This window comes from Burkholderia catarinensis (assembly GCF_001883705.2).
GTDB classification, from domain to species: Bacteria; Pseudomonadota; Gammaproteobacteria; order Burkholderiales; family Burkholderiaceae; genus Burkholderia; species Burkholderia catarinensis.
In genome coordinates, this window is the sequence record NZ_MDEQ02000003.1 from 21,293 (window position 1) to 45,551 (window position 24,259).

Annotated in this window: 23 protein-coding genes; 11 read left to right on the forward strand and 12 right to left on the reverse strand. The window is 69.2% G+C overall.

Annotated elements, in window-relative coordinates:
• Positions 1-6: 6 nt before the first annotated feature.
• Genes BFF94_RS05400 through BFF94_RS05410 form a run of 3 tightly spaced genes read right to left on the reverse strand, consistent with a single transcriptional unit; the run spans position 7 to position 2,500 of the window.
• Entirely contained in the window at positions 7-1,008 is a 1,002-nt protein-coding gene (locus BFF94_RS05400; RefSeq protein ID WP_128849260.1) for an HpnL family protein, read from the reverse strand.
• A complete protein-coding gene (locus BFF94_RS05405; protein ID WP_128849263.1) occupies positions 1,005-1,814 on the reverse strand; it encodes a HalD/BesD family halogenase in 810 nt (269 codons plus the stop codon). The genes BFF94_RS05400 and BFF94_RS05405 overlap by 4 nt, the downstream gene beginning before the upstream one ends.
• The gene (locus BFF94_RS05410; RefSeq protein ID WP_128849266.1) at positions 1,811-2,500 is read right to left on the reverse strand and encodes a CDP-alcohol phosphatidyltransferase family protein; all 690 of its coding nucleotides are present in this window, start codon (positions 2,498-2,500) and stop codon (positions 1,811-1,813) included. The genes BFF94_RS05405 and BFF94_RS05410 overlap by 4 nt, the downstream gene beginning before the upstream one ends.
• A 651-nt stretch (positions 2,501-3,151) precedes the next feature.
• Here BFF94_RS05410 and scpC point away from each other — a divergent pair.
• Positions 3,152-4,666, forward strand: a complete 1,515-nt coding sequence (gene scpC, locus BFF94_RS05415; RefSeq protein ID WP_128849272.1) for a succinyl-CoA:acetate CoA-transferase ScpC — start codon at positions 3,152-3,154, stop codon at positions 4,664-4,666.
• Positions 4,667-4,690: 24 nt separating this feature from the next.
• Here scpC and BFF94_RS05420 read toward each other — a convergent pair whose 3' ends face one another.
• Entirely contained in the window at positions 4,691-6,220 is a 1,530-nt protein-coding gene (locus BFF94_RS05420) for a DHA2 family efflux MFS transporter permease subunit (protein ID WP_128849275.1), read from the reverse strand.
• 134 nt (positions 6,221-6,354) lie between these two features.
• Here BFF94_RS05420 and BFF94_RS05425 point away from each other — a divergent pair, with 134 nt between their 5' ends.
• The gene (locus BFF94_RS05425) at positions 6,355-6,795 is read left to right on the forward strand and encodes a MarR family winged helix-turn-helix transcriptional regulator (protein WP_128849277.1); all 441 of its coding nucleotides are present in this window, start codon (positions 6,355-6,357) and stop codon (positions 6,793-6,795) included.
• Positions 6,792-7,019: a hypothetical protein gene (locus BFF94_RS05430; protein WP_128849280.1), complete on the forward strand. Its 228-nt coding sequence runs from the start codon at positions 6,792-6,794 to the stop codon at positions 7,017-7,019. The genes BFF94_RS05425 and BFF94_RS05430 overlap by 4 nt, the downstream gene beginning before the upstream one ends.
• Before the next feature lie 39 nt (positions 7,020-7,058).
• Here the strand turns inward: BFF94_RS05430 and BFF94_RS05435 are convergent, their stop codons facing one another.
• A complete protein-coding gene (locus BFF94_RS05435) occupies positions 7,059-7,556 on the reverse strand; it encodes a DUF2938 domain-containing protein (protein ID WP_128849283.1) in 498 nt (165 codons plus the stop codon).
• A 140-nt stretch (positions 7,557-7,696) separates the two neighbouring features.
• Between BFF94_RS05435 and BFF94_RS05440 the strand changes: the two genes are divergently transcribed.
• Both BFF94_RS05440 and BFF94_RS05445 read left to right on the forward strand, forming a co-directional pair.
• Positions 7,697-8,122 carry a helix-turn-helix domain-containing protein gene (locus BFF94_RS05440; protein WP_128849285.1) on the forward strand — a complete coding sequence of 142 codons (426 nt, stop codon included), beginning with the start codon at positions 7,697-7,699 and terminating at the stop codon, positions 8,120-8,122.
• A 59-nt stretch (positions 8,123-8,181) separates the two neighbouring features.
• Positions 8,182-8,361 (forward strand): hypothetical protein, encoded by a 180-nt coding sequence (locus tag BFF94_RS05445; protein WP_128849288.1) that lies wholly within the window; start codon positions 8,182-8,184, stop codon positions 8,359-8,361.
• 1 nt (position 8,362) lies between these two features.
• On the opposite strand, the gene BFF94_RS05450 is transcribed toward BFF94_RS05445, so the two are convergent.
• Both BFF94_RS05450 and BFF94_RS05455 read right to left on the reverse strand, forming a co-directional pair.
• A complete protein-coding gene (locus tag BFF94_RS05450; protein WP_128849291.1) occupies positions 8,363-9,244 on the reverse strand; it encodes a helix-hairpin-helix domain-containing protein in 882 nt (293 codons plus the stop codon).
• A gap of 179 nt (positions 9,245-9,423) precedes the next feature.
• Positions 9,424-10,953, reverse strand: coding sequence for a sigma-70 family RNA polymerase sigma factor (locus BFF94_RS05455; protein ID WP_128849294.1), 1,530 nt, complete (start codon positions 10,951-10,953; stop codon positions 9,424-9,426).
• A gap of 297 nt (positions 10,954-11,250) precedes the next feature.
• Here BFF94_RS05455 and BFF94_RS05460 point away from each other — a divergent pair, with 297 nt between their 5' ends.
• Positions 11,251-11,670: a hypothetical protein gene (locus tag BFF94_RS05460; RefSeq protein WP_128849296.1), complete on the forward strand. Its 420-nt coding sequence runs from the start codon at positions 11,251-11,253 to the stop codon at positions 11,668-11,670.
• 30 nt (positions 11,671-11,700) lie between these two features.
• Complete coding sequence (locus BFF94_RS05465; protein WP_219139064.1) at positions 11,701-12,519, forward strand: SH3 domain-containing protein; 819 nt, start codon at positions 11,701-11,703, stop codon at positions 12,517-12,519.
• Between the two features lie 190 nt (positions 12,520-12,709).
• On the opposite strand, the gene ilvD is transcribed toward BFF94_RS05465, so the two are convergent.
• The 5 genes from ilvD to BFF94_RS05490 all read right to left on the reverse strand — a co-directional run bounded on the left by ilvD (position 12,710) and on the right by BFF94_RS05490 (position 20,303).
• A complete protein-coding gene (gene ilvD, locus BFF94_RS05470) occupies positions 12,710-14,569 on the reverse strand; it encodes a dihydroxy-acid dehydratase (protein WP_219139065.1) in 1,860 nt (619 codons plus the stop codon).
• Positions 14,570-14,853: 284 nt separating this feature from the next.
• Positions 14,854-15,876 (reverse strand): Ldh family oxidoreductase, encoded by a 1,023-nt coding sequence (locus tag BFF94_RS05475; protein WP_128841351.1) that lies wholly within the window; start codon positions 15,874-15,876, stop codon positions 14,854-14,856.
• On the reverse strand, positions 15,869-17,461 hold the full coding sequence (locus BFF94_RS05480) for an aldehyde dehydrogenase (NADP(+)) (RefSeq protein WP_219139066.1): 1,593 nt from the start codon (positions 17,459-17,461) through the stop codon (positions 15,869-15,871). Before BFF94_RS05480 ends, BFF94_RS05475 begins: the two co-directional genes overlap by 8 nt.
• A gap of 67 nt (positions 17,462-17,528) precedes the next feature.
• Complete coding sequence (locus tag BFF94_RS05485) at positions 17,529-19,154, reverse strand: APC family permease (protein ID WP_128841349.1); 1,626 nt, start codon at positions 19,152-19,154, stop codon at positions 17,529-17,531.
• 228 nt (positions 19,155-19,382) lie between these two features.
• Positions 19,383-20,303: a dihydrodipicolinate synthase family protein gene (locus tag BFF94_RS05490; RefSeq protein WP_006484863.1), complete on the reverse strand. Its 921-nt coding sequence runs from the start codon at positions 20,301-20,303 to the stop codon at positions 19,383-19,385.
• A 251-nt stretch (positions 20,304-20,554) separates the two neighbouring features.
• Here BFF94_RS05490 and BFF94_RS05495 point away from each other — a divergent pair, with 251 nt between their 5' ends.
• The 4 genes from BFF94_RS05495 to BFF94_RS05510 all read left to right on the forward strand — a co-directional run bounded on the left by BFF94_RS05495 (position 20,555) and on the right by BFF94_RS05510 (position 24,237).
• Positions 20,555-21,487 carry a 4-hydroxyproline epimerase gene (locus BFF94_RS05495; RefSeq protein ID WP_128841352.1) on the forward strand — a complete coding sequence of 311 codons (933 nt, stop codon included), beginning with the start codon at positions 20,555-20,557 and terminating at the stop codon, positions 21,485-21,487.
• Positions 21,484-22,611, forward strand: a complete 1,128-nt coding sequence (locus BFF94_RS05500; protein ID WP_219139067.1) for an NAD(P)/FAD-dependent oxidoreductase — start codon at positions 21,484-21,486, stop codon at positions 22,609-22,611. Before BFF94_RS05495 ends, BFF94_RS05500 begins: the two co-directional genes overlap by 4 nt.
• Before the next feature lie 127 nt (positions 22,612-22,738).
• A complete protein-coding gene (locus BFF94_RS05505; RefSeq protein WP_219139068.1) occupies positions 22,739-22,972 on the forward strand; it encodes a 2Fe-2S iron-sulfur cluster-binding protein in 234 nt (77 codons plus the stop codon).
• The gene (locus BFF94_RS05510; RefSeq protein ID WP_128841348.1) at positions 22,969-24,237 is read left to right on the forward strand and encodes an NAD(P)/FAD-dependent oxidoreductase; all 1,269 of its coding nucleotides are present in this window, start codon (positions 22,969-22,971) and stop codon (positions 24,235-24,237) included. Before BFF94_RS05505 ends, BFF94_RS05510 begins: the two co-directional genes overlap by 4 nt.
• Positions 24,238-24,259: the final 22 nt, after the last annotated feature.

Consider the following 24,259-nt stretch of genomic DNA (forward strand, 5'->3'; position numbering starts at 1 on the left):
GAACGATCAGTCGGCGAGCGGCTGCGGCGTACGGCGCCGCTGCCAGTTTCTTTCACTGAAATGCAGATAGAGCAGGCCGGGCAGGCCGAGCGCGAGTTCGCGCGCGCGCTTCGCGAGCGACAGCGCAAGCGCCGCGTCGGGCGGCAGGCCGACCAGCGGGGCGAGCAGCAGGTAGCCGCCTTCCTGCGCGCCGAGCGAGCCCGGGATCGCGAAGGCCGCGCCGCGGATCGCCTGGCCGACGCTTTCGAGCAGCAGCGCGTCGAGCCAGCTCACCGGGTGCCCGAGGAAGTGCAGCGCGAGCCACACTTCCGCGGTGCCGACGATCCAGCCGACGAGGCTCAATGCGAACGTCTTCGCGACCTTCGCGCGATCGCGGTACAGCGCGCCGACCGCGTCGTCGATCGCGTCGGCGCGGGTGGCCAGCGACGACCAGTCGCGCGGGCCGAACAGCTTCGACGCGAGGCGCAGGCCTCGGCCGAACAGCCCGCGCCGCTGCGCCGCATAGAACAGCACGGCCAGCGTGCCGAGCACGCCGGTGGCGATCAGCGCGGGCGTGCGCAGGTGCGCGACCGACTCGTGCGTCGCATAGAGACTGAACGCGGCGATGCCGATCAGCGCGAACGCCATCTGCGCGAGCGCCTGCATCGTCGTGCTGACGGTAACCGCCGCCGCCGCGTCGGCCATCCGCGTGCCGCGCTGTGCGAGGTGGCGCACCATCAGCACGGGGCCGCCGATCTGCCCGGCGGGCAGCAGGCTGTTCACCGATTCGCCGACCCAGCGCGCGCGTAGCGCGTTGCCGAGCTCGGCGCCCGGCTGGCCGCGGCGGAACATCACGGAGATCGCGATCGCGTCGATCACGAGCGGCACGACGTGGAACGCCGCGACGAGCGCGAGCCCCCAGCCGGCCGCGAGGAACGTGGACGCGACCGCGCCGACGCCCTGCCATGCCAGGAGTGCGATGAAGAGCGCCGTCCCGAGGGACAGCAGGATCAGGCCGGCGCGCGTCATGACCCGCTCGTGCGCCGCGTGGCCAGTTGCTTGAACACCTGGCGGAAACCGAAATACGCGATCGCGTCCTTCATGTTCGAGATGAAGCGCTTCCACGGCCGCATGCCGGGGTTCGTCACGTATTCGAAGGTCAGCGACACGCGCATCTCGTTCTGGCCGAGCGGCGTGATGCGGTGGCGCAGCTTGTCGCCGTCGAACAGCACGATGCCGCCGTCGGCGATCTGCACGGAGCCCGGTTCGTCGGCCACGTCCGGATTGCGCGTGTGCAGCTCGTAGTCGAGCCGGCACGACGATTCGTCGATCACGCCGATCAGCAGCGTGTAGCGGCGGCCGTCGTAGTACGACGTGTCGTAGTGCCAGCCGATGTGGTCGCCGGGCTTCGTGTAGTAATACAGCGCATACGCGTGCGGGTCGTCGTCCGGCGACAGCATCAGCTTGTCGCCCGTGATCTTCTCGAGGAAACCGATCAGCGCCTTCGAGCGATACAGTTCGGCGATGTACGGCGCCTGCTCGTCGATCGTATGGCGGCTCACGCTGCCGCCCTGCTTGTGGCCGGGCAGGTAATTGCGGTTCAGGCCGGCCTGCATCGCGCGGGCGGCGTCCGCCAGCTTCGCGTGCGCGTCGGCGGGCAGGAACGCGTCGAGGTACAGGAACGAGCCCTGGCGCGTGTAGTCGCCGCGCAGGTTGTCGAGGTCGAGACGGCCGACGCAGCCGGCCACCGTGCGATCGGGGTCGGCCGCGGCCGCGCGCGCAGGCGCGGGGCGTGCCGGGCTCAGCACGGAGTCGTCGCGCGTGCTAGGAGTCATTTGGAAGCCTGGATTTCGGTTGGGTTCTGAATGGCGTTGCCGGCGTTGCCGCGCCGGACGATGCGCCACCAGTCGATCACGACCCAGGTCGCGAACAGCGGGGCGCCGATCGAAGCCGCCAGCAGGAACGGCTCGACGCCGTCGACGAGCGTCACGAGCGGCAGCAGGTACAGCACGTCTTCCGTCTCGAAGCCGCCGGCGAACGCCTGCTTGGTGCCGGCCTTGCCCGCGATCGATTCGATCCGCATGCGCAGGAAGAAGATCAGCGCGACGGCCGCGCCGGCCACCGCGCCGAGCAGCACCGGCGACGCGGCCATCTGGCCGCCCTGGGCGACGATGCCGAGGCCCATGCTGACGAACAGCGCGATCGTCACGAGCGCGTCCGCCGCGAGATCGTAAAAATGACCGATCTTGCTGGACTTGCCGCTGATGCGTGCGAGCTCGCCGTCGGTGTGGTCGACGAAGTTCGACAACACGATCAGGAACGCGCCTGCATTGCTCCAGCCGAAGCCGCCGTGCGCGAGGCACCAGGCGCCGGCGAGGCCGATCAGCAGACGAAGGGTGGTGAGGTGATTCGGGGTGACCGGCGTATCGACGAGCGGTCGGACAAGCGAGCGCGCGAGCCGTGCATCCCAGGTGCGCGGCAGCGGTGGCTCGGAGCGTGTGGCGGTTTTTCTTTGGTCCATCGGCGAAATATATACGGAATTGTAATTTGTTGCTTTTTATTCGATCAATGTCCTGACATACGGGAGTGTTACCGCGTCTTGCAGCTATCGGCCGGTCGAAAACCGGGTGCGCGAAAGGGCGGGCAAACAGGGCGGCCGGACTCGTATTCCAGTGTGGTTCGCGTTGCGCGGCTGTCAAGGGCTGGCGGGCCTCGAAGGCCGGTGCGGCGGCGATTTCCACGCATGCCGGCGGACGGCGCGCGGCACGTGCGAACTTGATCTGCGTCAGGCCCGGAAAAGCCGCATCGGGCGACAATTGGCCGCGCCGGACGGGTGCCGGCCATTGCTGATCGCCAGGCGATCAATTTCGGTGGAAATCCGCCGATTGACGCGCAAGGGTTGGCGATCGTCGGCCGGTCATTCTGCCCGATGCTTTCGCGCACCTTTCGTGTGCATTCGGTGCATGCGTCGCCTGTCACAGAGCGGTCGTTCGATACCCGGCAAATTCGGTAAGAATCTTTTGCATCCGGCGGACCTTTCGCGGCGATTGCCTCTGCGATACTCCGACCGTGCCTGTGGTGCCGGCCGCTCCTCGCGGCCCCAAGGGCTTCGCGTCGCTCAGGAGACACCCCCCGCGACGTCAACGACAGACCAAAGCGTCAGAAACCAGCCATGTCTTCATCACGCATCCTCGCTCCCGCCCTGCGTTCGCTCGTCCGCACCGCCGACGAAGCCGCCGCGCTGATCCGCCCCGGCATGACCGTCGCCATGAGCGGCTTCACGGGTTCGGGCTATCCGAAGGCCGTGCCGGCCGCGCTTGCCGCCCACATCGACGCGGCGCACGCGCGCGGCGAGGATTTCCGGATCAACGTGCTGACGGGCGCGTCGACCGCACCGGAACTCGACGGCGCGCTCGCCCGCACCAACGGCATCTCGATGCGGCTGCCGTACCAGTCCGACCCGACGCTGCGCGACAAGATCAACGGCGGCGAAGTCGATTACCAGGACGTCCACCTGAGCCACGTCGCGCAGTACGCGTGGTTCGGGCTGTATGGCGACCTCGACGTCGCGATCGTCGAAGTCGCGGGCATCCGCGAGGACGGGCTGCTGATTCCGTCCGCGTCGATCGGCAACAACAAGACCTGGCTCGAACGCGCGAAGCACGTGATTCTCGAAGTCAATTCGCGCCAGCCGCTCGGCCTCGACGGGATGCACGACATCTATTACGGCACCGCGCTGCCGCCGCACCGCAAGCCGATTCCGCTGACGAAGAGCGACGACCGGATCGGCGAGCCGTACCTGCGCTGCCCGGCCGACAAGATCGTCGCGATCGTCGAGACCGACGCGCCGGATCGCAGCAACGCGTTCTCCGCGCCGGACGAGACGTCGAAGCAGATCGCGCAGCAACTGATCGACTTCCTGCGCCACGAAGTGAAGCGCGGCCGCCTGCCGGAAAACCTGCTGCCGCTGCAGTCGGGCGTCGGCAACATCACGAACGCGGTGCTCGCGGAACTGAGCTCGGCCGGTTTCTCGAACCTGACCGCCTACACCGAAGTGATCCAGGACGGCATGCTCGACCTGCTCGATGACGGCACGCTGGGCTTCGCATCGGCCACCGCGCTGTCGCTGAGCCCGGCCGCCGTGCAGCGCTTCGCCGACGAAATCGCGACGTTCCGCGAGAAGATCGTGCTGCGCCCGCAGGAGATCAGCAACCATCCGGAGCTCGTGCGCCGCCTCGGCTGCATCGCGATGAACGGGATGATCGAGGCCGACATCTACGGCAACGTGAATTCGACGCATGTGATGGGCACGAAGATCCAGAACGGCATCGGCGGCTCGGGCGACTTCGCGCGCAACGGCTACCTGTCGTGCTTCATGTCGGCGAGTACCGCGAAGGGCGGCGCGATCTCGCGGATCGTGCCGATGGCGAGCCATGTCGACCATACCGAGCACGATGTCGCGGTAGTCGTCACCGAGCAGGGCCTCGCGGACCTGCGCGGCCTGTCGCCGAAGCAGCGCGCGCGCAAGGTCATCGCGACCTGCGCTCACCCCGATTACCGGCCGATGCTCGAGGACTACTTCGAGCGCGCGTCGCGCGAAAGCTTCGGCAAGCACACGCCGCACCTGCTTGCCGAGGCGCTGTCGTGGCACGAGCGCTACGTGCGTACCGGGACGATGAAGGCCTGACGCGATTCGAAGCGCGCGCGCCGGTCAGTCCATCGCCGCGTGCGCGACATCGACGCTCGCCGCTTTCTGCGGCGGGCGGATCAGCAGCAACAGCGGAATCATCAGCAGCGTCGCGACGAACATCAGCTTGAAGTCGTTCAGGTACGCGATCATCGTCGCCTGCTGGGTGATCGTGCGGTCGAGCAGCGCGATGTCGAGGCGGCTGCCGGCCATCGCCTGCACGGCCGGGTTGAACGGCGTGATGTGGGTCGCGAGGTCGGCATGCGCGACCTGCGTGTTGCGCGTCATCAGCGTCTGCACGATCGAGATGCCGATGCTGCTGCCGATGTTGCGCATCAGGCTGTAGGTGGCCGTGCCGTCCGCGCGCAGGTCGGGCGGCAGCGTCGAGAACGACAGCGCGCTCAGCGGCACGAACACGAGCCCCAGCCCGAAGCCCTGCACCACGCCCGGCCACACGATGTCCGCTTCGGACAGCACGACCGTGTACTGCATCATCTGCCATAGCGCGAGCGCGGAAATCGACAGTCCCGCGAGCAACAGCATCCGCGCATCCACGTATTTCAGCAGCCGCCCGACGAACAGCATCGCGATCATCGTGCCGGCGCCGCTCGGCGCGGTGACGAGGCCCGTCGTCGCGACCGGGTAGCCCATCAGGTTCTGCAGCATCGGCGGCAGCAGCGCGCGCGTCGCGTACAGCACCGCGCCGACCACGAAGATGAACAGCGTGCCCGTCGCGAAGTTCGGGTCGCGCAGCAGTTCCGACTTGAAGAACGACGCCTTGCCGACGGTCGCCGTATGCACGAGGAAGAACGCGAAGCCGAGCACCGCGACGAGCGCCTCGATACGGATCTCGTACGAACCGAACCAGTCGAGCTGCTCGCCGCGATCGAGCATCGCCTGCAACGCACCGATCGCGAGGGCCAGCGTCGCGAAGCCGAACGCGTCGAATTTCACGTGCGGGCGCGGCGCGCGCGCGGGCAGGAAGGTCATCACGCCGGCGAGCGCGAATGCGCCGATCGGCACGTTGATGAAGAACACCCAGCGCCAGTTGTAGCTGTCGGTGAGCCAGCCGCCGAGCGTCGGGCCGAGGATCGGGCCGACCATCACGCCCATCCCCCAGATCGCCATCGCCTGGCCCTGCTTCTCGCGCGAGTTGATGTCGAGCAGGATCGACTGCGACAGCGGCACCAGCGCGGCGCCGAACACACCCTGCAGCAGGCGTGCGCCGACGATCTGCACGAGCGATTCGGCCAGCCCGCACAGCGCCGATGCGACCGTGAAGCCCGCGATCGACACGATCAGCAGCCGCTTGATGCCGAGCCGGTCGGACAGCCAGCCGGTGAGCGGCGTCGCGATCGCCGCGGCGACGATATAGGAGGTCAGCACCCACGTGATCTCGTCCTGCGACGCGGACAGGGTGCCCTGCATGTGCGGCAGCGCGACGTTCGCGATCGTGCTGTCGAGGGTCTGGATCAGCGTGGCAAGCATGATCGACAGGGTCAGCATCGGCCGGTTCAGGGTGGGCGAGGCGGGAGCGTCGGCGGCGGGGTTCAAGCGGGTGTCTCCGTGGGGCGGTCGCCGTGGGCGGCGATCCGGTATGACTCGAACTATAAGTATGCTTATTATATATCCGCTCATAGCTGGGTCGCGAGCCGCGGGCCGTTTCCGGCTTGACCCTATAATTCCGCATGGACAAGACCTACGAGAACCGGATCGGTTACCTGATCGCCGACGTGGCACGCCTGAACGGACGCCTGTTCGACCGGCGCGCGAAGCGTATCGGGCTGACGCGTGCGCAAAGCCGCGTGCTCGCGTACCTGACGTGGAAGGGCGAGATGAATCAGGCGCGGCTTGCCGAATGGCTCGAGATCACGCCGATCTCGCTCACGCGGCTGCTCGACCGGATGGAAAGCTATGGCTGGATCGAACGCATCGCGAACGACGACGATCGCCGCGCGTTCGTGATCCGTCTGACCGACAAGTCGCGCGAAATCTTTCCGCAGATGCTCGAGGTCGGCGATACCGTCGCCGACGACGGGCTGCGCGGCTTCACGCCCGACGAGCGCGATACGCTGGTGCGGTTGCTCGGGCGCATGCGCCGCAACCTGATCGACTGCGGCGGGGAGTGACGCGCATTGCCATCCGGGCGGGCCGGATGAACGGTTTGAAAATACCGGGAACACGGGGAGACAGCGCGCAAGCACGCCGCGTTGGCCCGCATGCCGGCATGGGCATCGTCATCGCCGTTGTGCAGGTGTTGATGCCCGGCGCGGCCTTCGTGCGGCTTGCGCAGGGCGATGCGCCCGTCACGCTCGACGAAGCGTTCGCGTGGGCGGCGGCGTCGGCCGGTTGAGCCGACGCTACCTGTTACGGCTTTGGCGAAGCTGCGTGCTCAACGCGCCAGCGCCGCAAGCGTGAACGCCGCCAGATAGAGCCCCACGCCGTACGACAGATGCGTGATGAGGCTGCGCCGGCGCGCGACGCCCGGATGCGGCGTGCGCGACGCCGCGATGCCGAAACCGAACGCGGGTTGCATCACGAAGAACGGCGCGACCACGCTCGCGAGGCCGGCGACGAGCGCGGGGAGCGGCGTCGGCGTGCCGATCCATTCCGGGCCCGCGATCACGACGGGCAGCGCCGCGAACGCGATGCCGATCACGTAATGCGCGATCCAGCCGAGCGTACGTTCTCCCGGCACGGGCGGCGCGGCGACGATCGACGCATGCCGGAACCGGCCGTACATCATGTGGCCGATCCAGCGGCCGACCAGCGCATAGTCGAGCGACGGAATGCCGAACGCACGGCGCCGGAACAGCGTCCACAGATCCATCACCAGCGTGGCGCCCGCACCGATCAGCAGCAGGTTGAACAGGACATCGGGCGGGTTCATCGCGCACCTCCGGGGCGGACGGTGACGGTTGCGCGGCGCAGCGGAATACGAGTCGGTTGCAGCGGTTTCATGTCGGTCGAGGCTTGTCTTTACGGAGTCGGGCGACTATCTTGCAACTTCAAGTTCACTTGAGGTCAAGCATGAGCCGTCTGGACATTGCGGACGTCGCGCGGCGCTCGGGATTGCCCGCGTCGACGCTGCGCTACTACGAGGAAAAGGGGCTGATCGTCCCGAACGGCCGACACGGGTTGCGGCGGCAATACGACGAGTCGGTGCTGGAGCGCCTGGCGCTGATCGCGCTCGGCCGCGAGGCCGGTTTTTCGCTCGACGACATCCTCGCGATGGTCGGCGCGGACGGCCGGCCCGCGATCGATCGCGCGAAGCTTGACGGCAAGGCCGACGAACTCGATCGCACGATCCGCCGTCTTGGCGCCGTGCGCGATGCGCTGCGGCATGCGGCCGTGTGCCCGGCATCGAACCATCTCGAATGCCCGTCGTTTCAGCAGTTGCTGCGCATCGCCGCGCATCGTCGTCCGGCGCGCCGCACGAAGGCGGAAGGCGCGTAGGCGGTCGGCCTGCGCGATGCGCATTCATCGGCGGGTTGCCGTGGAGGCCCGGCGGCAGGGTGGCGCGCCGCGCGATTCCCGCCGGGCGTCACGAACAGGAACAACGGGGTTGCCGCGTGTGGTTTTTCTTTCTGCTTTTTGTGCTCGATCTCGATCCGGACCATTCCGATCAACGTTTACGCACGCTCACCAGCGTGCTCGATGCGGCATTCGACTTCGACGGCGCGTCCGGCGCATGACTCATCCCGCGTAATACACGCGGCATTCCATCTCGCGCCCGCGCACGATGCGCTTGCCGACGAGCGAGCCGACCGTTTCGGTGAAGACGGTGCGCTGATGCTCGCACTGCACGGCGTCGTAGAAATAGAGCGAGACCCAGTCCGTCGGGCGGCAGGCCTCCGGCGTGCGCATGGCGGCATGCAGGCTCAGCACCGTGAAATGCCAGCCGCCCTTGGTCATGTGCATCACGGGCAGCGGCACGTAGCCGTCCGCGTTCAGGCGTCGGTGCGCGGGCGTCGGCAACACGCCGGCGGCGGCCCTGTTGCGGTACAGGCGGTCGATGTACAGCAGCAGTTCGACAGGGGGTTCCGTGCCGGGGCCGGCGTTTTGCGCGTGATCCTGCCAGCGCCGGCGGCGGCTCAGCACATCGTCGAGCGCGATGCGGATGCCGGCCGCGCGCCGCGGGCCGACGCCCGCGATCGTTTCGAGCTGGCCGTTGCGGGCCGCGCGTTCGAGTTCCTCGAGCGTATCGATATGCAGCAGGTCGTGAATGCGCAGCGCGAGCGCGTGGCCGATGCCCGGCACGGCTTCGAACGCGGATGTGCGTTCGGCGTCGCCGCACAGCCGGTCGAGCTGGCGCCAACGCCCCGTCACCAGCAGCTCGGCGATCGCCTGCGCGACGCCCGTGCCGATCTCGGGCAGCGCGCGGAGCGCATCGATGCCACCGGACTCGAACAGCATGCGAACGTCGCGGTCGAGCGCCTCGACCGTCCCGGCCGACGCGCGGTAGGCCGCGACCCGGTACGGATTCGCGCCCTGGTCGGCAAGCCGCTGCGCGGCCTCGCGCAGGCAGGCCGCGATATGCCGGTTTTCCTCGAACGTTTGGCTGACGGTCATCTGCATGGGAGGGACCAGGGGAAGCGCAAACGGAATGGACACGGCGAGCGATACGCCGGTCGGCTTTTACCATTGTCGCGACACGCGATCAAGAAAACTTGACGCACGTCAATGGCAAACGTAGCACAGGCGCGAAGCGCACGGTCGTGCCGGTTGGCGGCACGACCGTGCGTCGCGCGACGCGATCAAGCGTCGAGAAACGACTGCGCGTTCTCGGCCTCGGCGGCCGTGCGCAGCGCGGCGAGCGCCCGTTTCTCGATCTGCCGCACGCGTTCACGCGACATGCCAGCGTCCTGCGCGATCGTGTCGTAGGTATCGGGCTCGGTGCCGCCGAGGCCGAACCGCCGGCGCAACACGTCGGCCTCGGCCGGCGTGACCGACCGGAGCAGCGACGTCACGCATTCGCGCATGCGCGTATCGGCCAGTTGCTCGAACGGGCTGGCCGACGCCTGATCCTCGATCAGATCCACGAGGCCGGTGTCCGCGTCGGGCAGCGGCGTGTCGAGCGAGACGGGCTCGGCGGGCAGCGCGAGCACCGCGCGCAGTTTATCTTCGTCGAAGCCGGTTTCGGCTGCGAGTTCGGCCGGCGTTGCCCGGCGGCCCGTGCGCTGGCGAAAGCGCAGCGCATGTCGCTGCACGCGCTGGTACTGGTCGCCGACGTGCACGGGTACGCGGATCGTGCGCGAGCGATCCGCAACCGCGCGCGCGATCGCCTGGCGGATCCACCAGGTCGCATAGGTCGAGAACTTGAACCCGCGCCGGTATTCGAATTTCTCGATCGCGCGCATCAGCCCGAGGCAGCCGTCCTGCACGAGATCGGACAGGTCGACGCCGCGATTCATGTATTTGCGCGCGATCGACAGCACGAGCCGCAGGTTCGCCTCGAGCATCGCGCGCGTGGCGTCGCGCACCTTCTGCTGGCCGTCGGTGAGCGCGGCCGCGAGCGCCCGCCGGGCGACCGCGTCGAAGCAGGCGGCTTCGCCCGCCGCGGTGTCGTGCGGTGCTGCCGCGAGCGTGCGCACGACGCGGCTCGCATCGTCGACGGCCGGCGCGACCCATGCGATCGAGCCGAGCAGGGCGGCCATGCGGTTGCGGGCGTCGCGGCATTCGGCCGATCGGAAGCCATGCGCATGCAATGCGCCGCGCAACGCAGAGAGCGCCGCCTGCAGCGCATCGTGGCTGGCGGGCACGGGGGTGTCGTCGTCATCGGATGGCTCGGCTGCGCCGGTCGCACCCGTTGCGCGGTGACGCGCAAGCAGCGCTTCGACCGCCGCCGGACAGCCGGCGAGCGCGTGCAGGATCTGATGGCGACCCGTCTCGATCTCGCGGGCCAGCACGATTTCGCCTTCGCGCGTGAGCAGCGGCACCGCCTGCATGCGCCGCATGTAGAGCGCGAGCGGATCGGTCGACGCGCTCGTGCCGCGTGCGAGGTCGCGGAGCAGGGTTCGGCCTTCGTCGAGCGCGTCGCGATCGACGTCGACAGGCGCCGTGCCGGCGAACGGCGCAGGCGCGGCCGGCTCGTCGAGCACGGCGATGCCGATGTCGGCGAGCGCGGCGCGCACGACGTCGAGCCCGTCGGGGCTGTCGCTTTCGGGCGGCAGCGCGTCGACGAGGTCGGCGTGTGTCAGATAACCCTGTTCGCCGGCGAGCGCCAGCAACTGGATGATCGGATCGAGCGGCGTTTCCGCCCGGAGAGTGGGGCGTGGCGTGGTCATGTCGATGGCGGCGTGAGCCGCGCTCCTGTCTGGGCGGGCCGAAGTCCGCCGGTTTGCGGCCACCGGGTGTCCGCGAACGCCCGTTCGCGCCGGTCAGCCTGACATCGTTCAAGTTGAGGGCATTTGCGCCAACTTCAATGCGGGTGCGGCAGACGTGCCAGCACGCGGCATGCCCGCGCGACCGTCCGGCGCAGGAAACAAAAAGTAACCGATCATACGCCCGGAAATATGCTGGGGACGTAATCTAGAGTCAGGCGCGCGCCCTGCGGCGACGCGCGGATTCTGCCGGAGCACGAGATGAACCCGATTCCTGCCGCGAGGCCCACCGTCATCGCGCTGGCCGCGCTGACGCTCGGCGGCTGCTACTACACGAGCCCGTACGGCTATGCACCTTATTACGCGCCGGTGCCCGCTACGGTGGCGCAGCGCGAAATCCCGGTTGTGCCGGCTACGCCCGGTCCGGCCCCTTCACCGGCGCCCGACACGGCGGCCGACATCGGTACGCCGGCACCGGTGTATGTCGCGCCGGCCTATGTGCCGCCGCCGTATCCGTACTACCCCGCATACTACCCGGGCTGGTACGGGCCGCCCGTCACGATCGGCTTCTGGGGCGGTTGGGGCGGCGGCTACTGGGGCGGGCGCGGCGGGTACTGGCGTCGTCCGTGGGGCGGCGGGCATTGGGGTGGCGGCCACTGGGGCGGCGGCCGCCGGCACTGACCGGCGCGCGGCACCGCGCGGGAGAGCATCATGAGGAACACGATTGTCCGATGTCTGTGCGTCGTCCTGGTCGGCTTCGCGGCCGTGCCGGGCGCCGCCAATGCGCAGAGCAGCGCTTACACGAACTCGCCGGCCGAGCTGTACGCCGGGCCGGCGCCCGACTATCCGGTGGTCGCGCAGATTCCGCCGGACACCGCGCTGGAAGTATTTGGCTGCATGAGCGACTACTCGTGGTGCGACGTCGCGCTGCCGGGCGTGCGCGGCTGGATCGATGCGCAGTTGCTCGAGTATCCGTACCAGGGTAACTATGTGCCGTTGCTCGAATACGGCGCGATCATCGGTATCCCGGTGACCGGATTCGCGATCGGCGCGTACTGGGATCGTTATTACCGACACCGCCCGTGGTATCACGACCGCGATCGCTGGGCGCATCGTCCGGAGCCGAGGCTCGGCCCCGGGGGCTGGCCGCCGGGACAAGGGCGTCAGCAACCGGGCCAGCCGATGCAGGTCGCACCAGGCGGCTCGCCGCCCGTGCATGACGCGCGGCCGTCGGCCGCACGCGGCGGCTGGAACGGCGCGATCCGCACGCAGCCGCCGGCTGCACCTGCGCCGGCACCTGCACAGATGCCGGGCGCCGTGCACAATGCGCGTCCGGCCGAGGCACCGCCGGCGGCCGTGTTGCGTCCGCAGCCGGCGCCGGGCGGCGAGGCACGTACGATGCCGCCGCCGGTGCGTCAGGGTGGTGGTGGTGGCGGTGGCGGTGGCGGTGGCGGTGGCGCGCGGCCGCAAGGTGGCGGAAACCACGGTGGCGATGGCGGAGGCGGCAGCCACGACGAATACCGTCGCTGACGGCGCCCCGGTTTCTCCTGGCGCCGGACGAAAAAAAGCCGCTCCGGAGAGCGGCTTCTGGATCGGGCGAATGGGCGGCTGGCGGTCGTGAAACCGCCGCGTGACTGGCTGTCCGTTGCCGGATGCCCGTCGTCGGTAGGCCGCCCCCGGATGCTCGTCGTCGGATGGCCGCCCCCGGATGCCCGTCGCGTCAGTCCTCAAGCAGCGACAGGTCGCGCACTGCACCCTTGTCGGCCGACATCACCAGCTTCGCGTACGCCTTCAGCGCCGCGGACACCTTGCGCGGGCGCGGCTGCGCCGGCTTCCAGCCCTTCGCGTTCTGCTCTTCGCGGCGGCGCGCCAGCTCCTCGTCCGACACCAGCACGTCGATCGTGCGGTTCGGAATGTCGATGCGGATCCTGTCGCCGTTGCGCACGAGGCCGATTGCACCGCCCGCTGCCGCTTCCGGCGAGCAGTGGCCGATCGACAAACCCGACGTGCCGCCCGAGAAGCGGCCGTCCGTCAGCAGCGCGCATGCCTTGCCGAGCCCCTTCGACTTGATGTAGCTGGTCGGGTAGAGCATTTCCTGCATGCCGGGGCCGCCCTTCGGGCCTTCGTAGCGCACGATCACCACGTCGCCGGCCTTGACCTTGTCGTTCAGGATGTTCTCGACCGCTTCATCCTGCGATTCGGTCACGTGAGCCGAGCCCTCGAACACGAGGATGCTCTCGTCGACGCCGGCCGTCTTCACCACGCAGCCGTCGAGCGCGATGTTGCCCGTCAGCACGGCGAGGCCGCCTTCCTTCGAGAACGCATGCTCGTACGAGCGGATGCAGCCTTCCGCGCGGTCGAGGTCGAGGCTCGGCCAGCGCGTGTCCTGGCTGAACGCGACCTGCGTCGGGACGCCGGCCGGGCCGGCCAGGTAGAACGTGCGGACCGCTTCGTCCTGCGTGCGGACGATGTCCCACTGGTCCAGTGCATCCTTCAGGGTCGGCGCGTGCACGGTCGGCACGTCGGTGTGCAGCTTGCCGGCGCGCTCGAGCTCGCCGAGGATCGCCATGATGCCGCCTGCGCGGTGCACGTCCTCGATGTGGTACTTGTTCGTGTTCGGCGCGACCTTGCACAGTTGCGGCACGGAGCGCGACAGGCGATCGATGTCCTTCATCGTGAAGTCGATGCCGGCTTCCTGCGCGATCGCCAGCAGGTGCAGGATCGTGTTGGTCGACCCGCCCATCGCGATGTCGAGCGTGATCGCGTTCTCGAACGCCTTGAAGCCGACCGAACGCGGCAGCACGCGCGCGTCGTCCTGCTCGTAGTGCTGGCGCGTCAGTTCGACGATGCGGCGGCCGGCGCGCTTGAACAGTTGTTCGCGATCGGCGTGCGTGGCGACCACCGTGCCGTTGCCGGGCAGCGACAGGCCGAGCGCTTCGGTCAGGCAGTTCATCGAGTTCGCGGTGAACATGCCCGAGCACGAGCCGCAGGTCGGGCAGGCCGAACGTTCGACTTCGGCGACTTCGGCGTCGGAATACGACGGGTCGACCGCGATCACCATCGCGTCGACGAGGTCGAGCTTCTTCAGTTCGAGGGTCTTGGTCACCGGGTTCGCGAGGCGCGTCTTGCCGGCTTCCATCGGGCCGCCCGACACGAAGATCACCGGAATGTCGAGGCGCATCGCGGCCATCAGCATCCCCGGCGTGATTTTGTCGCAGTTCGAGATGCACACCATCGCGTCCGCGCAGTGCGCGTTCACCATGTATTCGACCGAGTCGGCGATGATGTCGCGGCTCGGCAGCGAATAGAGCATGCCGTCGTGGCCCATCGCGATGCCGTCGTCGACCGCGATCGTGTTGAATTCCTTCGCGACGCCGCCGGCGGCCTCGATCTCGCGCGCGACGAGCTGGCCGAGATCCTTCAGGTGCACGTGCCCGGGCACGAACTGGGTGAACGAGTTGACGACCGCGATGATCGGCTTCGAGAAATCGTCGTCTTTCATGCCGGTGGCGCGCCACAGCGAGCGCGCGCCTGCCATGTTGCGGCCGGCGGTAGAGGTTTTGGAACGGTAAGTGGGCATCGTGGTTGCTGAAGAAATATCGCGGGAAAAGGGTGGAGGCACGGGGAATAAAGGCCTCTCTCGCGCCCGTGCGAACAACCTCTTGAGCTGCGCCCTGGGCAAACCGGGCGATTATCCCACACCCGCCGCGGGCGTGGCGCCCGCGGGGCCGGCAACCGGCGCGGGCGGCGTGCCTGGCGCGGAACGGGCGGGCGGCTGCGGGGCGCCTGCGCGACCGGCTCGGGAGGCGGCCGGATCACGCATCGATCGGCGATGAATGCGTGATCCGGCCCCGCGTTTCGGCGTCAGTCGAGCAGCGTCAGGATCTCGTCGTACAGCGCCTTCGGAATCCGCACGCCGTGCGCGATGCTGCGCGCGCGGGCGTCGAAGCGGCGTTGCGACGGCAGCCGCGCGCCCTGCGCGACGATCGATTCGAACATCCGTTCGCCGCGCGCGAGCCCCGCGTCGAGATCGTCGCCGAGGAACACCTTCGGGTCGAACGCGATCACGAGCTCGCCGTGGCACGGCGTCGCGCCGACGCCTTCGTCGAAGTCCATCGACTCGCGGCTCGTCATGTCGCCGATCAGCGCACCGCCGAGCAGCTCGACCATTGCCGCGAGCGCCGAACCCTTGTGGCCGCCGAACGTGCGCATCGCACCCTGCAGCGCGGCCTTCGGGTCGGTGGTCGGCTGGCCGTCGGCGTCGATCGCCCAGTGCGGCGGAATCGCCTTGCCTTGCTTCGCGTGCAGCTCGATGTCGCCGCGCGCGATCGCGCTCGTCGCGAAATCGAACACGAACGGCTCGCTGCCCGGACGCGGCCACGCGAACGCGATCGGGTTCGTGCCGAACACCGGCTCGCGGCCGCCTTCCGGCGCGACCCAGCTGTGGCTCGGGTTCATCGCGATGCCGACCAGCCCTGCGGCGGCGATCGCCTCGACCTCGGGCCACAGCGCGGAGAAGTGGTAGCAGTGGTTGATCGCCATCGCGGCGATGCCGTGCTGCTTCGCCATCCCGACGAGCACGGGCAGCCCGGTCTCGAAGCTCAGCAGCGAGAAGCCGCGATGCGCATCGACCGCGACGATCGACGACGACAGCCGGCGCAACGTCGGCACGGCTTGCGGATCGACCTTGCCTTTCTTCAGCGAACGCACGCAGACGAGCAGCCGGTACACGCCGTGCGAATGGCATTCGTCGCGCTGGCCCTGCGTGATCACGTTGGCGATCGCGTGCGCATGCGCGTCGGACATCCCGTTGTGCGTCAGCACGCGCAGCGCGAGCGCATGGACTTCATCGAGCGACAGGACGACGTCGGCCGTTTGCTCAGACATGATTCGCCTCCTGTGGCGCGGGCACGCTGTCGATGCGCTGCGGCACGTGCAGCGGGTTGCCGTTGCGGATCGCTTCCGGCAGCAGTGCGTCCGGCAGGTCCTGGTACGACACGGGGCGCAGGAAGCGCTCGATCGCGCGTGCGCCGACCGACGTCGTGCGCGTGTCGGAGGTGGCCGGGAACGGGCCGCCGTGCACCATCGCATGGCCGACCTCGACGCCCGTGCCGAAGCCGTTGACGAGAATGCGGCCGGCCTTGCGCTCGAGCGTCGGGCGCAGCGCGGCGAACAGCGCCGCGTCGCCGTCGGCGAGATGCGCGGCGATCGTCAACTGGCCTTCGAGCGACTTCAACACGCGATGCAGCGTGTCGGCATCCGGGCAGCGCACGATCAGCGAAGCGGGGCCGAACACTTCGTCGCGCAGTTCGGGGTGCGCGACGAACGCGTCGGCCGACGTCGCGAACAGCGCCGCGCGGGCCTGGTAGCGGCCGCCTTCGGCGCCTTCCGCCAGCCGTTCGACCGCATCGTGCCCGCACAGCGCCGCGACGCCTTGCGCATAGCTCGCGTGGATGTGCGGCGTCAGCATCGTCTGCGCGGCCGCCGCGCGCACGGCATCGGCCGCCGCGGCCTCGAACGCGCGCAGCGCGGGGCCGTCGACGGCCAGCACGAGGCCCGGGTTCGTGCAGAACTGGCCGGCGCCGAGCGTGAGCGATGCGACGAACTGCGGCGCGATCGCATTGTGACGCGCGTCGAGCGCGGCGGGAAACAGCAGCACGGGATTGATCGAGCTCATTTCCGCATAGACGGGAATCGGTTCGTGGCGCGCGGCCGCGATATGCATCAGCGCGACGCCGCCGCGGCGCGAGCCGGTGAAGCCGACGGCCTTGATGCGCGGGTCGGCGACGAGCGCCTGGCCGATCTCGCGCGACGCGTCGAACAGCAGCGAGAACACGCCGGCCGGCATCCCGCATTCGAGTGCTGCCTGCTGGATCGCGCGGCCGACGAGCTCCGACGTGCCCGGGTGCGCGGAATGCGCCTTGACGATCACCGGGCAGCCGGCCGCGAGCGCCGATGCCGTATCGCCGCCGGCGACCGAGAACGCGAGCGGGAAGTTCGACGCGCCGAACACGGCGACCGGCCCGATCGCGACGTTGCGCAGGCGCAGGTCGACACGCGGCAGCGGCTTGCGCTCGGGGCGCGCCGGATCGATCCGCGCATCGAGAAAGCCGCCGTCGCGCACGAGCGACGCGAACAGCGCGAGCTGGCCGACCGTGCGGCCGCGCTCGCCCTCGATGCGTGCGCGCGGCAGCCCCGTTTCGGCGACGCAGCGCTCGATCAGGTCGTCGCCGAGCGCCATGATGTGGCGGCCGATCGCGTCGAGAAACGCGGCGCGTGCTTCGAGCGACGTTTCGCGATACGTGTCGAACGCGTCGTCGGCGAGCGCGCAGGCGGTCTCCAGGTCGCGCAGGCTCGCGCCACCGAACGCGGGTTCGAGCGGTTCGCCGGTTGCGGCGGCGATCGCATGGAGAGTGCCGTTCTGTCCGGCGACGGCGGACTGGCCGATCAGGAGCTGACCTGTGAGTTGCATGGTTTTCCTCGTAAAAAGCAGGGGCCGGGCGTGGTGCGCCCGGCCGATGGAAGGCGGAACGGGCGCGTCAGTCCTCGTCGTCGTCGAGCTGCAGCTTGTCGGAGCGGACGCCCGTGTTGGCGCCCCAGTAGTAGATGACGAGCGCGACGGCCGCGACGACGACCGTGTCGTACGGATGCGCGAGCCGGCCCGTGCCGCCGAAGCCGCCGAGATACGACAGCACGATCATCGCCGCATAGAACGCGATCAGCCACGCGGACGAGCGCACCTGTTCGGCGAGACTCAGGTGCGCGGTCGGCACCCAGCGGCGGCATGCGAGATAGATGACGAACATCACGATCTGCAGCCCGAGCAGCCAGGACACCGTGCTCCAGCCCGACCAGTAGACGATCAGCGCGGCGATCACGAACGACGCGGGCCCGGTGATGCCGAACGCGCTCGCGCGGAACGGCCGCGGCAGGTCGGGCGCGGTGCGGCGCAGCGCGGCGACCGATACCGGTGCCACCGCATAGCTCAGCACCAGCGCGGCCGACACGATGTTGATCAGCGCTTCCCACGACGGGAACGGCAGCGTCCAGAAGATCGCAAGACCGAACGTGAGCCACAGGCCCGCACGCGGGATGCCCGACGCTTCGTCGACGCGCGTGAACACCTTGAAGAACGTGCCCGTCTTCGCCCAGCCGTAGACGACGCGCGGCGTCGCGTTCATGTAGATGTTGCCGCAGCCGCTCGGCGAGATCATCGCGTCGGCGACGACCATCACCGCGAGCCAGCCGACGCCGAGTGCGAGCGCGATGTCGCGGTACGGCAGCGAGAACGCCTTGCTCACGTCGTGCCAGCCGGCGGCGAGCATTTCCGTCGGGATGCTGCCGATGAACGCGAGCTGCAGCAGCACGTAGATCAGCGTCGACAGCAGGATCGACAGGATCAGCGCGATCGGGATCGTGCGTTGCGGATTGCGCACCTCGCTCGCGACCGACACGATCGGCGTGAGCCCGAGGTACGCGAAGATGATGCCGCCCGCGGACACGGCCATCTCGATGCCCGGCACGCCGAACGGCGCGAAGCCGCGCACGGTCAGGTTGGCGGGCTTGAAGAACGTGAACAGCACCGCGATGACCGCCAACGGCACGATGAACTTGAAGATGCTGATGATGTTGTTCGCCTTCGCGAACGTCTTCACGCTCGAATAGTTCAGGTAAAAGAAGAAGCAGAGCAGCGCGGCCTGCACGAGCCAGCCGAGCGTCGTCGGGTCGCTCGATCCGGCGACCGTCAGGCCCGGAAACCACGCGGCCGCGTACTGGCGCGCGGCGACGACTTCGATCGCGATCAGGCTCGAGAACGCGATCAGCGTGATGAAGCCCATCAGGTAGCCGAGCAGCGGGCCGTGCGAGAACACCGGGTAGCGGACTACGCCGCCCGCGCGCGGCAGCGCGGCGCCGAGCTCGCAATAGACGATGCCGAGCAGCAGCACGGCGAAGCCGCCGAGCAGCCACGAGAAGATGCCGGCCGGGCCTGCGATCGTCGACACGTGACTCGCGGCGAACAGCCACCCCGAACCGAAAATGGCGCCGAGACCGATGAACGTGAGATCGGTCAGCGACAACTGTTTCTTGAACTTGCCGTGACCCGCGTCGGGGTGCGCGGAACGGGAAAGCGGGACAGACGGGTGAGCGTTGCCTTGGCCTGGCATGGGCTTGTCTCCTAGGGGAATGGCGGCACAGGCGTGAGCTGCGCGCGCTCCGACGGAGCAGCGCGCACGCCTGCCGGCCGGCGTCGCCCGGTTCGAACGACCGGGGCGGGCCGCGGGACGTTCACGCGCGGCGCGGGCTGGCGCCGGTGCGAACGGGCCCGCGGGCCATGCCGGACCGGAGACGGCGGCGCGACCGGAACGCCGGTGCGCCGCCGCCGGGGGAGTCGGTCAGAGACCGACGTCGGGCAGCGCCGGGCGCGTTTCGAGCGCCTTCGCGACGATCGCCTTCACTTCCGCGAGCGTGTCGCCTTGCAGCGCGAGGCGCGGCGGGCGCGTGATCGCGCTGCCGCGGCCGACGAGTTCTTCGCACAGCTTGATGCACTGCACGAGGTCGGGGCGTGCGTCGAGGTGCAGCAGCGGCATGAACCAGCGGTACAGCGCGAGCGCTTCGTCGAAACGCTTTTGCTTCGCGAGGCGGAACAGCGTCTCGCCTTCCTTCGGGAACGCGTTCGACATGCCCGACACCCAGCCTTCGGCGCCGACCGCGATGCTCTCGACCACGACGTCGTCGAGGCCCGCGAACAGCACGAAGCGATCGCCGACCGCGTTGCGCAGGTCGATGAAGCGGCGCGTATCGCCCGACGAATCCTTGAAGCAGACGATGTTCTCGCAGTCCTGCAGCGCGATCAGCACGTCGGGCGTCACGTCGTTCTTGTAGATCGGCGGGTTGTTGTAGACCATCACCGGCAGGTCGGTGCTCGTCGCGACCGCGCGGAAGTGTGCGGCGGTTTCGTGCGGCTTCGCCGAGTAGACCAGCGCGGGCATCACCATCACGCCGTCGACGCCGACGCGTTGCGCTTCACGCACCGTGTTGCGCGCGAATTCGGTCGTGAATTCGGCGATGCCGGCGATCACCGGAATCTTGCCGCCGGCCGCGTCGCGTGCGGCCTCGATCACCTGGAGCTTCTCGCTCGTCGACAGCGACGTGTTTTCGCCGACCGTGCCGCAGACCACGAGGCCCGACACGCCGTCGTTCACCAGGTTCTTCACCACGCGATGCGTGGCGTCGATGTCGAGGGAAAAGTCCGGCTTGAACTGGGTGCTGACGGCCGGGAAAACCCCGGTCCACTGAATGGCGTTTCGGCTCACTGAAATCTCCTACGTTCGTATCGGTCGGCCGACAGGTGTGTCGGTGTGGCAACCAGTATCGCCGCGCAAACGCCCATCACGCTTGAGTCGTATCGCGGAGCAAAATGACGAAATCGGCACAGCGGCCGGCAGGGGCGCGAAGGGCGCTTCGTACTATGCCGATTTCGTCGTCGTCCTCATCGAAAAGCCACAAGCGGACGGACGCGCGACGGAGGAAGCTATGCTCCTTTCCCCACTTCGAACGGCTCATGATGAAGCGCATCCAGATCATCGATTCGCACACGGGCGGCGAACCCACTCGGCTCGTCGTGTCCGGCTTCCCCGCGCTCGGCAGCGGCACGATGGCCGAGCGCCGCGACGTGCTCGCGCGCGAGCACGACCGTTACCGCACCGCGTGCATCCTCGAGCCGCGCGGCAGCGACGTGCTGGTCGGCGCGCTGCTGTGCGAACCCGTGTCGCCCGACGCGGCGGCCGGCGTGATCTTCTTCAACAATAGCGGCTATCTCGGGATGTGCGGGCACGGCACGATCGGCGTCGTGCGCACGCTGCATCACATGGGGCGCATCGAGCCCGGCATGCACCGGATCGAGACGCCCGTCGGCACCGTCGAGGCGACGCTGCACGACGACCTGTCGGTCAGCGTGCGCAACGTGCCGGCGTATCGGCATGCGAAGGGCGTCGCGGTCGACGTGCCGGGTTATGGCCCCGTGAAGGGCGACATCGCGTGGGGCGGCAACTGGTTCTTCCTGATCAGCGACCACGGGCAGCGAGTCGCCGGCGACAACGTCGCGGCGCTCACTGCGTACGCGTCTGCCGTGCGCGAAGGGCTCGAACGCGCGGGCATCACCGGCGCGAACGGCGGCGAGATCGATCACATCGAGCTGTTCGCCGACGATCCCGCGCACGACAGCCGCAGCTTCGTGCTGTGTCCGGGCCTGGCATACGACCGTTCGCCGTGCGGCACCGGCACCAGCGCGAAGCTCGCGTGCCTCGCGGCCGACGGCAAGCTCGCGCCGGGTGCCGTGTGGCGGCAGGCGAGCGTGATCGGCAGCGTGTTCCAAGCGAGCTACGAACAGGCCGACGGCGGCATCGTGCCGACGATCCGCGGCAGCGCGCACCTGAGCGCGGAAGCGACGCTGCTGATCGAGGAAGACGACCCGTTCGGCTGGGGCATCGTGTCGTGAGCGAAGCGAAGACCGACGTCGTCGTGATCGGCGCCGGCATCGTCGGTGCGGCATGCGCGCACGAACTCGCGCAGCGCGGGCTGCGCGTGCTCGTCGTCGACGACGCAAGCGGCGGCGCGACCGGCGCGGGGATGGGGCACCTCGTCGCGATGGACGACAACGCGGCCGAACTCGCGCTGAGCCATTACTCGATCGAACTGTGGCGCGCGTTGAGCGGCGAGATGCCGGCAGGCTGCGCGTACCGCAACTGCGGCACGCTGTGGCTCGCGGCCGATGCGCACGAGATGGATCTCGCGCGCGCGAAGCAGGCGACGCTGGCCGCGCACGGCGTGGCCGGCGAGCTGATCGATGCGGCGGCGCTTGCGCAACTGGAGCCGATGCTGCGCACGGGCCTCGGTGGCGCGCTGAAGATTCCCGGCGACGCGATCCTCTATGCGCCCGTCACCGCGAACTGGCTGCTGCAGCGCGCACCGCGCATCACGTTGCGCCGCGACCGGGCCGTCGCGATCGATGGCCCGAGCGTGACGCTCGCGAGCGGCGATACGCTGCGCGCGGAACGCGTGGTCGTCGCGAACGGCGTCGCGGCGCGCACGCTGCTGCCCGAGTTGCCGCTGCGCCCGAAAAAGGGCCACCTTCTGATTACCGACCGCTATCCGGGCCAGGTATCGCACCAGCTCGTCGAGTTGGGCTATGCGGCGAGCGCGCATGCGAGCGACGGCACGTCGGTCGCGTTCAACGTGCAGCCGCGGCCGACCGGCCAGCTGCTGATCGGCTCGTCGCGCCAGTTCGACACGGAAGACGCGCGGGTCGAGCCGCCCGTGCTCGCGCGCATGCTGCGCCGCGCGGTCGGCTACCTGCCGGACCTGGCCGAACTGAACGGAATCCGTGCATGGACCGGATTCCGCTCCGCGAGCCCCGACGGCCTGCCGCTGCTCGGCGAGCACCCGGCGCGGCCGGGCGTGTGGCTCGCGGTCGGGCACGAAGGGCTCGGCGTGACGACCGCGCCGGGCAGCGCGCGGCTCGTCGCCGCGCTGATGGCCGGCGAACGGCCGCCCATCGATATCGAACCGTATTTGCCGGGACGCTTCCTGACCGCGTCCCTCGTAGCCGGAGCGCTGACATGAAACGACCCCCACGCTCACTTCGTTCGCTGTCGACCGGAGTTGGCGCTTCAGCGCTTACTCCGGTCCCATGCACGGCTCCCCCCGCGGGGGCGGTCAGCCCCCTTGGGGCGGCCCGGCGGAGGCTGACATGATCATTCATCTGGACGGCCGCACGCTGACGGTGGCCGACGGCGCGAGCGTCGCGGCCGCCGTCGCGGCGAGCGGCGACGACACGACGCGCGTGTCGTGCACGGGTGCGGCGCGTGCGCCGTTTTGCGGCATGGGCGTCTGCCAGGAGTGCAGGATGACGATCGACGGCCGCCGCAGGCTGGCTTGCCAGACGCTGTGCCGGGACGGGATGCGGGTGGAGCGTACGCGATGAAACAGGAACGACTGAGCGTCGACGTCGCGATCGTCGGTGCGGGCCCGGCTGGACTGTCGGCCGCGCGGGCCGCCGCGCAAAGCGGTGCGGTGGTCGCGATCGTCGACGACAATCCGCGGGCGGGCGGGCAGATCTGGCGGCAGGCAGCTGCTTCGCGTGCGGTACCGGCCGCCGCCGAGCGCCTCGCCGTCTTGCGGCAGCCGAATGTCACGCATCTCGCGGCGACACGCATCGTCGCCGAAACGCAGCCGGGCACGCTGCTGCTCGAGGACGACGAACGCGGGCTGCTGCTCGACTACCGGACGCTGATTCTCTGCTGCGGCGCACGCGAGTTGCTGCTGCCGTTTCCGGGCTGGACGCTGCCGGGCGTCACCGGCGCGGGCGGCTTGCAGGCGCTGATCAAGTACGGCCTCGATGTGCGCGGGCAGCGCACGGTGATCGCGGGCAGCGGGCCGCTGCTGCTGGCGAGCGCGGCAACGGCCCGTCAGGCCGGCGCGCGCGTGTCGCACGTGCTGGAACAGGCGGGATGGGGCGACGTGGCCGGCTTCGGCGCGGGGCTGTGGCGCTGGCCGTCGAAGCTCGCGCAGGCCGCGAAGCTCGTCACGGCCGCGTATCGGCCCGATGCGTACGTCGTCGAGGCGTTCGGTGACAAGCGGCTCGAACGCGTGCGGATCCGCCACGGCGAACGCGAGTTCGACGTCGATTGCGACCGGCTCGCGTGCGGCTTCGGGCTCGTGCCGAATATCGTGCTGCCGAGCCATCTCGGCTGCCGGATCGAAAACGGCGCGGTGGCGGTCGACATGCACCAGCGTACGAGCCGCGACGGGCATTTCGCGGCCGGCGAGTGCACGGGCGTTGGCGGCAGCGAACTGGCGATGGTCGAAGGCGAGATCGCCGGCCATGCGGCGACCGGGCAGATGGCACCGTTGGCCGCGCTCGTCGCGCGGCGCGAGCACTGGCAGGCCTTTGCGGATGCCGTGCGCGAGCGCTTCGCGATCCGCGAGCCGATCCGCCGGCTCGCGCGGCCCGATACGCTGCTGTGCCGCTGCGAGGATGTGCGTTTCGACGCGGTCGCACAGGAACCGGGCTGGACGGCCGCGAAGCTGCAGTCGCGGTGCGGGATGGGCGCGTGCCAGGGCCGCGTGTGCGGCGCGGCCGCGCAGGCGCTGTTCGGCTGGACGCCGCCCGTGCCGCGCACGCCGCTCGTGCCCGCACGGGTCGGCACGCTGATGCTGGACGGCACGGCATCCTGCGACGGCGCGTGACGCGTCGCGGCGAAGCGGCCCG